Origin of the sequence: Citrobacter sp. C1, assembly GCF_014596895.2 — a bacterium.
Taxonomy (GTDB): domain Bacteria; phylum Pseudomonadota; class Gammaproteobacteria; order Enterobacterales; family Enterobacteriaceae; genus Citrobacter; species Citrobacter gillenii.
In genome coordinates this window covers 307,637-322,465 of the sequence record NZ_CP115035.1, presented here as the reverse complement: position 1 = coordinate 322,465, position 14,829 = coordinate 307,637, and the positions used below count along the sequence as shown (strand labels likewise).

14 protein-coding genes are annotated in these 14,829 nt (G+C 53.8%); 11 read left to right on the top strand and 3 right to left on the bottom strand.

Going from position 1 to position 14,829, the window contains the following annotated elements; all coding sequences use genetic code 11:
• Positions 1-12 precede the first annotated feature (12 nt).
• The 3 genes from pckA to nadS all read left to right on the top strand — a co-directional run bounded on the left by pckA (position 13) and on the right by nadS (position 2,425).
• Entirely contained in the window at positions 13-1,635 is a 1,623-nt protein-coding gene (gene pckA / locus IB214_RS01510; RefSeq protein ID WP_115257300.1) for a phosphoenolpyruvate carboxykinase (ATP), read from the top strand.
• A gap of 123 nt (positions 1,636-1,758) precedes the next feature.
• Entirely contained in the window at positions 1,759-2,076 is a 318-nt protein-coding gene (locus IB214_RS01505) for a type II toxin-antitoxin system RelE/ParE family toxin (protein WP_117342464.1), read from the top strand.
• A 52-nt stretch (positions 2,077-2,128) separates the two neighbouring features.
• Positions 2,129-2,425: a NadS family protein gene (gene nadS / locus IB214_RS01500; protein ID WP_003837894.1), complete on the top strand. Its 297-nt coding sequence runs from the start codon at positions 2,129-2,131 to the stop codon at positions 2,423-2,425.
• Positions 2,426-2,480: 55 nt separating this feature from the next.
• On the opposite strand, the gene envZ is transcribed toward nadS, so the two are convergent.
• Together envZ and ompR are read right to left on the bottom strand one after the other, a co-directional pair.
• Entirely contained in the window at positions 2,481-3,833 is a 1,353-nt protein-coding gene (gene envZ / locus IB214_RS01495) for a two-component system sensor histidine kinase EnvZ (RefSeq protein WP_096759268.1), read from the bottom strand.
• On the bottom strand, positions 3,830-4,549 hold the full coding sequence (gene ompR / locus IB214_RS01490) for a two-component system response regulator OmpR (RefSeq protein ID WP_001157751.1): 720 nt from the start codon (positions 4,547-4,549) through the stop codon (positions 3,830-3,832). Before ompR ends, envZ begins: the two co-directional genes overlap by 4 nt.
• A gap of 226 nt (positions 4,550-4,775) precedes the next feature.
• Between ompR and greB the strand changes: the two genes are divergently transcribed.
• The 5 genes from greB (at position 4,776) to feoC (ending at position 10,921) form a co-directional block, all read left to right on the top strand.
• The gene (gene greB / locus IB214_RS01485; protein WP_003023524.1) at positions 4,776-5,249 is read left to right on the top strand and encodes a transcription elongation factor GreB; all 474 of its coding nucleotides are present in this window, start codon (positions 4,776-4,778) and stop codon (positions 5,247-5,249) included.
• A 96-nt stretch (positions 5,250-5,345) separates the two neighbouring features.
• A complete protein-coding gene (locus IB214_RS01480) occupies positions 5,346-7,679 on the top strand; it encodes a Tex family protein (RefSeq protein WP_117342465.1) in 2,334 nt (777 codons plus the stop codon).
• 430 nt (positions 7,680-8,109) lie between these two features.
• Entirely contained in the window at positions 8,110-8,337 is a 228-nt protein-coding gene (gene feoA, locus IB214_RS01475; RefSeq protein ID WP_115257296.1) for a ferrous iron transporter A, read from the top strand.
• Between the two features lie 18 nt (positions 8,338-8,355).
• Positions 8,356-10,674 carry a Fe(2+) transporter permease subunit FeoB gene (gene feoB, locus IB214_RS01470; RefSeq protein WP_117342466.1) on the top strand — a complete coding sequence of 773 codons (2,319 nt, stop codon included), beginning with the start codon at positions 8,356-8,358 and terminating at the stop codon, positions 10,672-10,674.
• A 10-nt stretch (positions 10,675-10,684) separates the two neighbouring features.
• Positions 10,685-10,921, top strand: a complete 237-nt coding sequence (gene feoC / locus IB214_RS01465; protein ID WP_096759504.1) for a [Fe-S]-dependent transcriptional repressor FeoC — start codon at positions 10,685-10,687, stop codon at positions 10,919-10,921.
• Between the two features lie 75 nt (positions 10,922-10,996).
• Here the strand turns inward: feoC and bioH are convergent, their stop codons facing one another.
• Positions 10,997-11,767, bottom strand: coding sequence for a pimeloyl-ACP methyl ester esterase BioH (gene bioH, locus IB214_RS01460; protein ID WP_117342467.1), 771 nt, complete (start codon positions 11,765-11,767; stop codon positions 10,997-10,999).
• A gap of 37 nt (positions 11,768-11,804) precedes the next feature.
• Here bioH and gntX point away from each other — a divergent pair, with 37 nt between their 5' ends.
• The 3 genes from gntX to gntT all read left to right on the top strand — a co-directional run bounded on the left by gntX (position 11,805) and on the right by gntT (position 14,800).
• Entirely contained in the window at positions 11,805-12,488 is a 684-nt protein-coding gene (gene gntX / locus IB214_RS01455) for a DNA utilization protein GntX (RefSeq protein WP_115257293.1), read from the top strand.
• A 58-nt stretch (positions 12,489-12,546) separates the two neighbouring features.
• Positions 12,547-13,122 (top strand): Fe-S biogenesis protein NfuA, encoded by a 576-nt coding sequence (gene nfuA / locus IB214_RS01450; RefSeq protein ID WP_096759262.1) that lies wholly within the window; start codon positions 12,547-12,549, stop codon positions 13,120-13,122.
• A gap of 361 nt (positions 13,123-13,483) precedes the next feature.
• Positions 13,484-14,800 carry a gluconate transporter gene (gene gntT, locus IB214_RS01445; protein WP_045448464.1) on the top strand — a complete coding sequence of 439 codons (1,317 nt, stop codon included), beginning with the start codon at positions 13,484-13,486 and terminating at the stop codon, positions 14,798-14,800.
• Positions 14,801-14,829: the final 29 nt, after the last annotated feature.

Below are 14,829 nucleotides of genomic sequence, written 5' to 3'. Positions count from 1 at the left end.
AGGAGCAGTGAAATGCGTGTGAACAACAGTTTAACCCCGCAAGATCTCGAGGCTTATGGTATCAATGACGTTCAGGATATCGTTTACAATCCCAGCTACGACCTGCTGTACCAGGAAGAGCTTGATCCAAATCTGGAAGGCTACGAGCGCGGAGTGTTAACTAATCTGGGCGCCGTTGCTGTTGATACCGGTATCTTTACCGGGCGTTCACCAAAGGATAAGTACATTGTCCGTGACGACACCACGCGAGATACGCTCTGGTGGTCCGACAAGGGTAAAGGTAAGAACGACAACAAACCGCTTTCCCAGGAAACCTGGCAGCACCTGAAAGGATTAGTCACCCAGCAACTCTCAGGCAAACGCCTGTTTATCGTTGATGCATTCTGCGGCGCGAACGCCGATACCCGCCTTTCAGTGCGCTTTATTACCGAAGTCGCCTGGCAGGCACATTTCGTTAAAAACATGTTTATCCGCCCAAGCGATGAAGAACTGCTTGATTTTAAACCTGATTTTATCGTGATGAACGGTGCGAAATGCACCAACCCGCAGTGGAAAGAACAGGGGCTCAACTCTGAGAACTTCGTGGCTTTCAACCTGACTGAACGTATTCAGTTAATTGGCGGGACCTGGTACGGCGGAGAGATGAAAAAAGGCATGTTCTCCGTGATGAATTACCTGCTGCCGCTGAAAGGCATTGCCTCCATGCACTGCTCGGCAAACGTCGGTGAAAAAGGTGATGTGGCGGTGTTCTTTGGCCTGTCCGGTACCGGTAAAACCACGCTGTCTACCGACCCGAAACGTCGCCTGATTGGCGATGATGAGCACGGCTGGGACGACGACGGTGTGTTCAACTTCGAGGGCGGCTGCTACGCGAAGACCATCAAGCTGTCTAAAGATGCAGAACCAGAAATCTACAATGCGATTCGCCGCGATGCGCTGCTGGAAAACGTCACCGTACGTGAAGATGGCTCTATCGACTTCGATGACGGTTCTAAAACCGAGAATACCCGCGTTTCCTACCCGATTTATCACATCGATAATATCGTTAAGCCAGTGTCAAAAGCGGGCCATGCCACCAAGGTTATCTTCCTGACCGCCGATGCGTTTGGCGTTCTGCCACCGGTATCCCGTCTGACCGCAGATCAAACCCAGTACCACTTCCTGTCTGGCTTCACCGCCAAACTGGCTGGAACCGAGCGCGGCGTGACTGAACCGACCCCAACATTCTCTGCCTGTTTCGGTGCGGCCTTCCTGTCACTGCACCCGACGCAGTACGCAGAAGTGCTGGTGAAACGCATGCAGGCTGCTGGCGCACAGGCCTATCTGGTTAACACCGGCTGGAACGGTACCGGCAAACGTATCTCGATTAAAGATACCCGCGCCATTATCGATGCCATCCTGAACGGTTCTCTGGATGACGCAGAAACGTTCCGTCTGCCGATGTTTGACCTGGCGATCCCAACCGAACTGCCGGGCGTAGACACACGTATTCTCGATCCGCGTAATACCTACGCGTCACCAGAACAGTGGCAGGAAAAAGCCAATGCGCTGGCGAAACTGTTTATCGAAAACTTCGAGAAGTATACCGATACCCCAGCGGGCGCCGCGTTAGTCAGCGCCGGTCCGAAGCTGTAATTTTTGATTCGTTATATAGCCCCTTATCTGAAAGGATAAGGGGCTTTTTATTGTATTTACTCTTTTAAAATGTACTCTGTACACCTATAATTTGTACTATTAGCCCCATGCGCAGGAAGCGCCATGTTCACATTTATTGAGCTACAGGGATTTAGTAAACGCCGTCCGTTACTTTTACCTGACGATGAGTTTCGTGCCTTTCAAGAGGCGCTTATTGAAAACCCTGAGGCAGGGGATACTATCGCTGGTACGGGGGGATTCAGAAAAATTCGCTGGAGTCGCTCTGGTATGGGTAAGCGCAGCGGTATTCGGGTTATCTATTACAACGTGACGCGTAAAGGTCGAATCTATCTGGCTTTGCTCTATCCTAAGAATGAACAGGATGATTTAACCGAAGAGCAAAAAAGAGTTTTAATGCACTTATCCGATATGCTGATTTAATTATGAGAATTTTAATCATCAGGACACCGCGATCCGGTGTGGTGAGGCCAAAATGAAAGACGAATTATTTGCCGATTTGCTGGCCAGTGCAGAAGAAATGGTACGTATAGAGAAAGGTGAAGAAACACCTAAACCTGAACATGTGCATACTTTTAGCGAAATTGATGTTAAAGCCATCCGCGAAGCAACAGGGTTACGCCAACAGGATTTTGCCATAGCGGTTGGTGTGAGTTATGACCTGGTTAAAAGCTGGGAAACGAAACGACGCCAACCCACTGGAGCACCAAGAAAACTGCTTTTATTAATTCAAAAAAACCCATTTATAATTAATCAATTAAAAGCAATTTAAGCCAGAGGTTTTACTGTTTACCCTATAAACAGAGGGAGGCTTTCGCCTCCCTTTTTTACGCGTCTTTGGTTGTTCCCGGCACACGGGAGACAGGAACAGGAAGCCAGGCGCGAATCGACAGCCCACCGCGTTCGCTGGTGCCGATTTCCAGCATGCCGTTATGGTTATCGATGATGCGCTGCACGATCGCCAGGCCCAGACCGGTACCGCTGGTACTGCGGGCACTGTCGCCGCGTACAAACGGCTGGAACAGATGCTTACGCTGCTCCGGCTTGATGCCCGGACCATCATCCTCGACCTGGAACCAGGCGCGATGTGGCTCTGTGCCACTGCTAACCTTAATCCAGCCATTACCATAGCGGGCAGCATTGACCACCATATTGGCGACCGCGCGTTTGATCGACAGCGGATGCATCTTCACCTGAATGAGGCCAGGCTGCAGCGCGGTATCAATCTCACGTTCATAACCGCTTTCTGCCGCAACGACTTCTCCTAACACCGCGTTCAGATCCGCCATCTCCATCGGCATCTCCTGCCCGGTGCGCAGATAGTCGATAAACTGTTCGATAATGGCGTTACACTCTTCGATGTCCTTATTGATGGACTCCGCAAGGTAGCCGTCTTCTTCCCCCATCATCTCGGTCGCCAGGCGGATACGCGTCAGCGGCGTACGTAAATCGTGGCTTACCCCGGCCATCAGCAGCGTTCGGTCATCGGCCAGCTGCTTCACGCCCGCCGCCATATGGTTGAAGGCTCGGGTCACCGAGCGCACCTCAGAGGCACCATATTCTCGCAGTGGCGGCGGAATAATACCTTTACCCACCTGCAACGCCGCATGTTCCAGATCCACCAACGGCCGGTTCTGGATACGAATAAACAGCCATGCACCACCGATTGCCAGCAGCATGATCGCCAGCGTATAGCGGAACAGCGGCGAGAAATCGCCCTGATGAATTTCAGTGAGAGGAACGCGAACCCAGATATTCGGAGACAGCCAGGTTTTCAGCCACACGACCGGCGAGCTTTTGTTGACCTCAACGCGAACTTCCGTCGGACCACCCAGCTGCTGCGCCATCTGATGACTTAAGAATTCATAGTGCTGCGCCCAACGCAACCCCGCTTCTTCAGCGGCTTCGTTGGAATAGAGGGAAATCCCCAGCTCACGGTAAATTTCCCGGCGGAATGCGGGAGGCACGACCAGTTGCGTGCCGTCTTCCAGCTGCAGTTTATCGGTCATCAGCATACGGACTTCGTAAGCCAGGACCTTATTAAACTGCTGGAGGCTCGGCAGGATCGCGAAGTTCAGCACCACCAGATAAGTCGTCACCAGGCTGGCGAACAGCAAGGTGACGATGAGCAATAACGTGCGAGCAAACGAACTTCGTGGCGAGAAGCGCATTCGCCTCATGCTTTAGAACCGTCCGGGACAAAGACGTAGCCCAGACCCCATACGGTCTGAATATAACGTGGATGTGCCGGATCTTCTTCCACCATACGACGCAGACGGGAAATCTGCACGTCAATAGAACGTTCCATCGCGGAGTACTCGCGACCACGGGCCAGGTTCATCAGCTTATCACGGGACAACGGCTCACGCGGGTGACTGACCAACGCTTTCAGCACGGCAAATTCACCGCTGGTCAGCGGCATAGGTTCATCTTCACGGAACATCTCACGGGTGCCGAGGTTCAGTTTGAACTTACCAAAAGCGATAACCGCTTCTTCCTGAGACGGCGCGCCCGGCAGTTCATTTGCCTGACGACGCAGTACGGCACGAATACGCGCCAACAGTTCACGCGGGTTAAACGGTTTCGGGATATAGTCGTCAGCGCCGATTTCCAGCCCAACGATACGGTCAACCTCTTCCCCCTTCGCCGTCACCATAATGATCGGCATTGGGTTGCTCTGGCTACGCAGGCGGCGGCAAATCGACAGACCATCTTCACCTGGCAGCATCAAATCCAGTACCATAAGGTGGAAGGATTCACGGGTCAGCAGACGATCCATCTGCTCAGCGTTTGCGACGCTTCGAACCTGGAAGCCCTGCTCGGTCAGATAACGTTCCAGTAGCGCGCGCAGGCGCATGTCGTCATCGACCACCAGAATCTTATAGTTCTCTTGCATTGTTATTACTCCCAAAGGTTCGCAACAATTGTAAGTGTGTATTCTTAAGAAAGCTCACCTGAGTAACCAGCAAATTCTGGTATGAATTCCAGGCTAAATTGTTACAAAGCATATTAAACAGCAGCTTAAGTATACAATGTTTCTCGTAATACATTATTTATTCTGTTGATATGCTCACGTAATACCAATTGTGCGCATCATCACAGAATCAAGGTAAAACAATAAGATGAAAACGCCCCTGATAACCCGTGAAGGGTATGAAAAACTCAAACAAGAGCTGAATTACCTCTGGCGTGAAGAGCGCCCGGAAGTCACCAAGAAAGTGACCTGGGCCGCCAGTCTGGGTGACCGCAGCGAAAACGCTGACTACCAGTATAATAAAAAGCGCCTGCGCGAGATCGACAGACGCGTCCGTTATTTGACCAAGTGCATGGAGAATCTAAAAATTGTCGATTACTCCCCTCAGCAGGAAGGAAAAGTGTTCTTTGGCGCATGGGTTGAGATTGAAAATGATGACGGCGACATCCGCAAATTTCGCATTGTCGGCTACGATGAAATCTTTGGCCGTAAGGATTACATCTCTATCGACTCACCGATGGCGCGCGCCCTGCTCAAAAAAGAGGTCGGCGATCTCGCGGTAGTGAACACCCCTGGCGGAGAAGCAAGCTGGTACGTGAATGAGATTGAGTACGTTAAATAAGACGGAACAATCCGAAGCCCCTGCTGATGGCTGGCATTTTTGCCAGTCAATCCGTATAACTATCCCCTGATTTTTATCCTAAAGACGAAGCTATCCATGATGAATGATTCTTTCTGCCGCATTATCGCAGGTGAAATTCAGGCTCGTGCTGAACAGGTAGAAGCTGCCGTTCGCCTGCTTGATGAAGGGAACACCGTGCCGTTTATCGCACGTTATCGTAAGGAAATCACCGGCGGTCTGGATGACACGCAGCTGCGTAATCTGGAGACCCGTCTGGGATATCTGCGGGAACTGGAAGACCGCCGTCAGGCGATCCTCAAATCTATCGGCGAGCAAGGCAAACTGACCGACGATCTGGCGAAAGCGATCAACGGCACGTTAAGTAAGACCGAACTCGAAGACCTCTACCTGCCATACAAACCTAAACGCCGCACCCGTGGGCAAATCGCCATTGAAGCGGGTCTTGAGCCGCTGGCCGACCTGCTGTGGAACGATCCCTCTCACGACCCAGAAACCGAAGCAGCCAAATACATCAATGCCGAAAACGGCGTGGCGGATACCAAAGCGGCTCTCGACGGCGCGCGCTACATTCTGATGGAGCGTTTTGCCGAAGACGCCGCGCTGCTGGCAAAAGTCCGTGATTACCTGTGGAAGAACGCCCATCTGGTTTCCATCGTAGTGAGCGGGAAAGAAGAGGAAGGCGCCAAATTCCGCGACTACTTCGATCACCACGAACCTATTTCCACCGTTCCTTCTCACCGAGCACTGGCGATGTTCCGCGGGCGTAACGAAGGCGTGCTGCAGCTTTCTCTGAATGCTGACCCGCAGTTCGATGAGCCGCCAAAAGAGAGCCACGGCGAGCAGATTATCCGCGATCATCTGGGTCTGCGCCTGAACAACGCGCCGGCGGACAGCTGGCGTAAAGGCGTTGTCAGCTGGACATGGCGCATCAAAGTGCTGATGCACCTCGAAACCGAACTGATGGGCACCGTGCGCGAACGTGCGGAAGATGAGGCCATTAACGTCTTTGCCCGCAACCTGCACGACCTGCTGATGGCCGCTCCGGCCGGGTTGCGTGCCACTATGGGTCTCGATCCTGGTCTGCGTACCGGCGTGAAGGTCGCGGTTGTTGACGGGACCGGCAAGCTGGTGGCGACCGACACCATTTATCCGCATACCGGACAGGCAGCCAAAGCCGCCGTTGCGGTGGCCGCGCTGTGCGAAAAATACAACGTTGAGCTGGTGGCGATTGGCAACGGTACCGCATCGCGTGAGACCGAACGCTTCTTCCTCGACGTGCAGAAACAGTTCCCGAAAGTGACCGCGCAAAAAGTGATCGTCAGCGAAGCCGGGGCCTCGGTGTACTCTGCTTCTGAACTGGCGGCGCTGGAGTTCCCGGATCTCGACGTTTCCCTGCGCGGTGCGGTGTCTATTGCCCGCCGTCTGCAGGATCCGCTGGCCGAGCTGGTGAAAATCGACCCGAAATCGATCGGTGTCGGCCAGTACCAGCACGACGTTAGCCAGACCCAGCTTGCCCGTAAATTGGATGCGGTAGTCGAGGACTGCGTAAACGCCGTCGGCGTTGATCTGAATACCGCCTCCGTTCCGCTGTTGACTCGCGTAGCCGGTTTAACCCGCATGATGGCGCAGAACATTGTTGCCTGGCGTGATGAGAACGGTCAGTTCCAGAACCGTCAACAGTTGCTAAAAGTCAGCCGTCTGGGGCCTAAAGCCTTTGAGCAGTGCGCGGGCTTCCTGCGCATTAACCACGGCGATAACCCGCTGGATGCCTCAACCGTTCACCCGGAAGCCTATCCGATAGTGGAACGCATTCTGGCCGCCACCGAGCAGTCGCTGCGCGACCTGATGGGCAACAGCACCGAATTGCGTAACCTGAAAGCAGCCGACTTTACCGACGAGCGCTTCGGGGTGCCGACCGTAACCGACATCATCAAAGAGCTGGAAAAACCGGGTCGTGACCCGCGTCCTGAGTTCAAAACCGCACAGTTTGCTGACGGCGTAGAAACCATGAACGATCTGCTGCCGGGCATGATTCTGGAAGGCGCAGTCACCAACGTCACCAACTTTGGTGCGTTTGTCGATATCGGCGTTCATCAGGACGGTCTGGTGCATATCTCCTCGTTATCGAACAAATTCGTTGAAGACCCGCACACCGTGGTAAAAGCCGGCGACATTGTGAAGGTGAAAGTGCTGGAGGTTGATCTACCGCGTAAGCGTATCGCCCTGACCATGCGTCTGGACGAACAGCCGGGTGAAACCAATGCCCGTCGCGGCGGCGGCAACAACGAGCGCGCACAGGGTAACCGCCCGGCGCCTAAAGCCGCAAAACCCCGTGCTCGTGAGGCGCAGTCAGCCGGTAACAGTGCGATGATGGATGCACTGGCGGCGGCAATGGGTAAAAAGCGCTAGTGTGACGCGTGTGCCGGATGGCGGTGTAAACACCTTAGCCGGCCAACTTGTCGTTATTAATTTGTAGGCCGGATAAGACGCGCGAGCGTTGCCATCCGGCCTATTTAATATATTTATCGCTTTCCGTCACAATATATTTATCACTTTATTAACAGCTGAAACCTTAATTAAACATTAATAAATTCCAATAGTTTCTCCCGCGAATCATTCGTGTCAGACCTGAATAAATGTTGAGCCATATCAAAATTGACTCAAATTATTCGCCAATCCAACATTCCGTCACATTTATTCTATTGATGATAGAAACCATTCTCATTATCATTGTTTTGTTGATTATTTACTCTTTCCTTCGTTGGCTAATCATCTGGTCTCATGCCGCCTTTCGCCCCATGAGGTAATCATCCAGTTAGCGAGATATAAGTAGGTCCCTATGCAATTCACTCCAGACACTGCTTGGAAAATTACCGGTTTTTCTCGTGATATCAGCCCGGCGTACCGGCAAAAGCTCTTGTCGCTCGGCATGCTGCCAGGCTCATCGTTCAATGTGGTTCGCGTCGCCCCATTAGGCGATCCTATCCATATTGAAACACGCCGAGTCAGCCTGGTGTTGCGGAAAAAAGATCTGGCGTTATTAGAAGTGGAAGCGGTTTCCTGTTAATACAGTGAGTCTATAAAAATGAAAAAACTAACCATTGGTTTAATTGGTAATCCTAATTCCGGCAAGACAACATTATTCAATCAGCTTACCGGCGCGCGTCAGCGTGTGGGTAACTGGGCTGGCGTTACCGTTGAGCGCAAAGAAGGTCATTTCTCGACAACTGACCATCAGGTTACGCTGGTGGATTTACCCGGCACCTATTCTTTGACGACAATCTCATCGCAGACCTCCCTCGATGAGCAAATTGCCTGTCACTATATCTTAAGCGGCGACGCTGACCTGCTGATCAACGTGGTTGATGCCTCAAACCTCGAGCGTAACCTCTACCTGACGCTGCAACTGCTTGAACTGGGGATCCCCTGCATCGTCGCGCTGAACATGCTGGACATTGCTGAGAAGCAGCAAATCCGGATTGATATCGATGCCCTTTCCGCCCGTCTGGGCTGCCCGGTGGTGCCGCTGGTCTCAACCCGTGGTCGCGGGATTGAAGCACTGAAGCTGGCTATCGATCGCTACAAAGAAAACGACACCGTCGAGCTGGTACATTATGCCCAACCGCTGCTGCGTGAAGCCGAGTCTCTGGCTGACGCGATGGCCAAAGAGATGCCGCAGCAACAACGTCGCTGGCTCGGTCTGCAGATGCTGGAAGGCGATATCTACAGCCGCGCCTACGCGGGTGATGCGGCACAAAATCTGGATGCCGCGCTGACTCGCCTGAGTGAAACAATGGACGATCCGGCGCTGCATATTGCTGATGCACGTTACCAGTGCATTGCCGCCATCTGCGATACCGTCAGCAACACCCTGACCGCAGAGCCAAGCCGCTTCACCACCGCGGTCGATAAGGTCGTACTTAATCGCTTCCTCGGCCTGCCAGTATTTCTGTTCGTAATGTACCTGATGTTCCTGCTCGCCATTAACATCGGTGGCGCGCTGCAGCCGCTGTTTGACGTCGGTTCCGTGGCACTCTTTATCCATGGTATTCAGTGGATTGGCTACACCCTGCACTTCCCGGACTGGTTAACCATCTTCCTGGCGCAGGGTCTTGGCGGCGGGATTAACACCGTGCTGCCGCTGGTGCCGCAAATCGGCATGATGTACCTGTTCCTCTCATTCCTCGAAGACTCCGGCTATATGGCGCGTGCTGCGTTTGTGATGGATCGTTTGATGCAGGCTCTGGGATTACCGGGTAAATCGTTTGTCCCGCTAATTGTCGGCTTCGGCTGTAACGTCCCTTCCGTGATGGGCGCACGCACGCTGGATGCACCGCGTGAACGTCTGATGACCATCATGATGGCGCCGTTTATGTCCTGCGGTGCGCGTCTGGCGATTTTCGCCGTGTTTGCTGCGGCGTTCTTTGGCCAGAACGGCGCGCTGGCCGTCTTCTCACTGTACGTACTGGGTATCGTCATGGCGGTACTGACCGGCCTGATGCTCAAGCACACCATTATGCGTGGCGAAGCCACACCGTTCGTGATGGAACTGCCGGTTTACCACATACCGCACGTGAAAAGCCTGGTCATTCAGACCTGGCAGCGCCTGAAAGGCTTTGTCCTGCGCGCCGGTAAAGTCATCATCATCGTCAGTATTTTCCTCAGCGCGTTTAACAGTTTCTCCCTGAGCGGAAAAATCGTCGATAACATCAACGACTCGGCGCTGGCGTCCGTCAGTCGCGTAATCACCCCTATCTTCAAACCGATTGGCGTACACGAAGATAACTGGCAGGCCACCGTGGGTCTGTTCACCGGAGCCATGGCAAAAGAAGTGGTTGTCGGTACGCTGAATACGCTCTATACCGCTGAAAATATTCAGGAAGAAGAGTTCAACCCGGCCGAGTTCAACCTCGGTGACGAGTTAGCAGGTGCGCTGGGTGAAACCTGGCAAAGTCTGAAAGATACCTTCAGCCTGAGCGTGCTGGCTAACCCTATCGAAGCCAGCAAAGGCGACGGTGAGATGGCAACCGGCGCAATGGGCGTGATGGGTGCGAAGTTCGGCAGCGCCGCCGCCGCGTACAGTTACCTGATTTTCGTGCTGCTGTATGTCCCGTGCATTTCGGTAATGGGCGCTATTGCTCGTGAATCCAGCCGTGGCTGGATGGGCTTCTCCATTCTGTGGGGACTGAACATCGCCTACTCTCTGTCGACGCTGTTTTACCAGACGGTCAGCTACAAAGAGCATCCGACCTACAGTCTGGTGTGCATTTTAACCGTCATTCTGTTTAACATCGTGCTGCTGGGAATGCTGCGCCGCGCACGCAGTCGGGTAGATATCGAACTGCTGGCGACCAATAAGACGCCAGGTTCCTGCTGTGCCAGCACCACCGGCGATTGCCACTAGGCGGTGAATGATGGCATCGCTTATTCAGGTACGTGATTTACTGGCTCTGCGGGGGCGTATGGAGGCAACACAAATCAGCCATACGCTGCACACCCCGCAGCCGATGATTGACGCCATGCTGAATCAGTTAGAACAGATGGGTAAAGCAGTACGTATTCAGGAAGATGCCGACGGGTGTCTTTCTGGAAGCTGCAAGAGTTGCCCTGAAGGGAAAGCCTGTCTGCGCGAGTGGTGGGCATTGCGCTAACCTGTTGCAATAGGCCGGATGGCGCTACGCTTATCCGGCCTACAAATAGCCCCAATCCCCGAGCGGGATACAGCGCTAGATCTGCTGCTTCAACGCCACCAGCGCGGCACAGAACTCAGCAGGATGCGAAATAAACGGCGCATGTGCCGCTTTGGCAAATATCAACGACTCACTCTGCGGCCACAGTGCATCCAGCATCGGCACGACTTTACGCGGCACCAGACCATCGAGATAGCCGTACAAACGCAGGAATGGCATGCCCAGGGCGCAGAGCGGCTCACGCAGATCGACCATTTTCAGGATCTCCAGCCCACCATTCAGCACCGCCACATCCGGCATCGGTAACGCCAGCACCGTTTTCTTCAGCGCTCGCGCATCCTGACGCGCCGTCTCCGTCCCCATCGTTTGCAGTGCCAGGAAACGCTCCACCGTCCGCTGGAAGTCTTCGCTAAGCTGCTGCTGGAAGCCCGCCAGCACTTCGGGCTTAATGCCAGGCCACTCATCGCGTGCGCTAAAGCATGGCGAAGAGGCGACGGTAACCAGCGCCTGCACGCGCTCAGGATGGGTCAACGCCACCTGACTCGCCACCAATCCGCCCAGACTCCAGCCCAGCCAGATGGCTTTCTCCGGAGCCTGTTGCAAAACGCACTCCGCCATTTCTTCCAGCGGCATCGCACCAAAACCCTGACTGCGCCCAAATCCCGGTAAATCAACCAGGTGCAGCGTAAAATGCGAGCTTAATTCCTCACTTATGCAATGCCAGACTTCCGCATTCAGTCCCCATCCGTGCAGCAGCACAAGATGGCAATTTCCCGAACCCCGGGTCTGCCACCAGATGTCATTCATCAGTTACTGTTCTCTTTTGACCAACAAGGATGAACCTATGCTAACAGTACCAGGATTGTGCTGGCTATGCCGAATGCCGTTAATGCTCGGGCACTGGGGAATGTGTTCCGTTTGCACGCGTGCAACGTGTCAACATGTCTGCCTGTGCCCACAGTGCGGGCTGCCCGCCGCCCACCCCGATATTCCCTGCGGACGCTGCCTGCAAAAGCCGCCGCCGTGGCAGCGACTGATCGCGGTCAGTGACTACGTGCCGCCGCTGAGCGGGCTTATCCACCAGCTGAAGTTTTCCCGGCGTAGTGACATCGCCCCCGCACTGTCGCGCTTGATGTTGCTGGAGGTATTGCAGGCTCGCCGTACCCGTGGCCTTCCCCTGCCGGATCGGCTGATTAGCGTTCCACTCTGGCAACGCCGCCATTGGCGCAGGGGATTTAATCAAAGTGACTTACTGTGTCGCTCACTGGCACGCTGGCTGGGCTGCGACTGGGACGGTCAGGCCATCACACGAACTCGCCCCACCGCCACACAGCACCATCTCAGCGCCCGATTACGCAAACGCAACCTGAAAAATGCGTTTCGCCTTGAATTGCCGGTGCAGGGACTCCATATGGTTGTTGTGGATGATGTCGTCACTACCGGAAGTACCGTCGCGGAGATCGCGCAGCTGCTTTTACGCAACGGCGCGGCGACTGTCCAGGTATGGTGCCTGTGTCGAACCTTGTAGAGCCTCGATGATGGGCGTATTATAACCAAGTAAAATAGTCAACTATTAGGCCATTACTATGATCCATATTTCCGATGCTGCACAAGCGCACTTTGCCAAACTGTTGGCAAATCAGGAAGAAGGGACACAAATTCGCGTATTTGTGATTAATCCCGGCACGCCTAACGCTGAATGCGGCGTTTCTTATTGCCCGCCGGACGCCGTGGAAGCAACCGACACCGCCATTAAATTTGACCTGCTGACCGCTTACGTTGATGAACTGAGCGCACCGTACCTGGAAGAGGCAGAAATTGATTTTGTTACCGACCAGTTAGGCTCCCAGCTGACCCTGAAAGCACCTAATGCGAAAATGCGTAAAGTGTCTGATGACGCACCGCTGATGGAACGCGTGGAGTACATGCTGCAGTCACAGATTAACCCACAGCTGGCTGGCCACGGTGGCCGTGTCTCCTTGATGGAAATCACCGACGAAGGCTACGCAATTCTGCAATTCGGTGGCGGCTGTAACGGCTGTTCAATGGTCGATGTCACACTGAAAGAAGGCATCGAGAAGCAGCTGCTGGCTGAATTCCCGGAGCTGAAAGGCGTTCGCGATTTGACCGAACACCAGCGCGGCGAACACTCTTACTACTAGTATCCGTAGGCCCGATAAGACGCATCAGCGTCGTCATCGGGCATTGATGCCGGATGGCAGCGTAAACGCGTTATCCGGCCTACACCCCTGCATTTCTCCGCATATGTTCTGCAACAATCCCCCTATAATTTGACCTGCCTCTCATAATTTAAATTTTGCCTGCCCAGGTGATTTTCAATCACTACATGTTACCCGTATCATTATCGCACGCACCTGGAACACTCATAACAGCCAGCTAAACTACGTAGTTTTGAAGGCAATCAGCATTGGTGCCGTAATAACTCTGTTCCCGGTCGGGACAATCAGAATTTGTCATCTAAACACTGACGTTACCCATAACAAAGTAAAGGCCAGGTAAATCATGCCATTAGTCATCGTTGCTATCGGTGTAATCTTGTTACTCCTCCTGATGATCCGTTTCAAAATGAACGGCTTCATCGCTCTCGTCCTGGTGGCGCTTGCTGTCGGATTGATGCAAGGGATGCCACTGGATAAAGTCATCGGTTCAATTAAAGCCGGCGTCGGCGGAACCCTTGGTAGCCTCGCCCTGATTATGGGTTTTGGCGCCATGTTGGGCAAAATGCTGGCAGACTGCGGCGGTGCGCAACGTATTGCCACCACGCTGATTGCTAAATTCGGCAAAAAGCACATCCAGTGGGCCGTGGTATTAACCGGCTTCACCGTGGGCTTTGCGCTGTTCTACGAAGTGGGCTTCGTGCTGATGCTACCGCTGGTATTCACCATCGCTGCCGCCGCGAACATCCCGCTGCTGTATGTCGGTGTGCCAATGGCCGCTGCGCTGTCTGTGACCCACGGCTTCTTGCCGCCACACCCGGGTCCGACCGCAATTGCCACCATTTTCCACGCCGATATGGGTAAAACCCTGCTGTTTGGTACGATTCTGGCGATCCCGACCGTTATTCTGGCGGGTCCGGTGTATGCGCGTTTCCTGAAGGGCATTGATAAGCCAATCCCGGAAGGTCTGTACAGTGCAAAAACCTTCACTGAAGAAGAAATGCCAGGCTTTGGCGTCAGCGTCTGGACCTCTCTGGTTCCGGTCGTGCTGATGGCGATGCGTGCTATCGCGGAGATGATCCTGCCGAAAGGCCATGCCTTCCTGCCGGTTGCAGAGTTCCTCGGTGACCCGGTCATGGCAACGCTGATTGCCGTTCTGATCGCGATGTTCACCTTTGGTCTGAACCGTGGACGTTCGATGGATCAGATTAACGACACGCTGGTGTCCTCCATCAAGATCATCGCAATGATGCTGCTGATTATCGGTGGTGGCGGTGCATTCAAACAGGTACTGGTGGACAGTGGCGTCGACAAATACATCGCCTCTATGATGCATGAAACCAACGTCTCTCCGCTGCTGATGGCATGGTCAATTGCCGCTGTACTGCGTATCGCACTGGGTTCTGCTACCGTGGCAGCCATCACCGCAGGTGGGATTGTGGCACCGCTGATTGCAACGACCGGCGTGAGCCCTGAGCTGATGGTTATTGCAGTCGGCTCCGGCTCCGTCATCTTCTCCCACGTGAACGATCCGGGCTTCTGGCTGTTCAAGGAATACTTCAACCTGACCATCGGCGAGACCATCAAGTCATGGTCAATGCTGGAAACCATTATTTCGGTATGCGGTCTGGTAGGATGCCTGCTGCTAAATATGGCTATCTGATGTAAAAAAGCCGGGATTTTCCCGGCTTT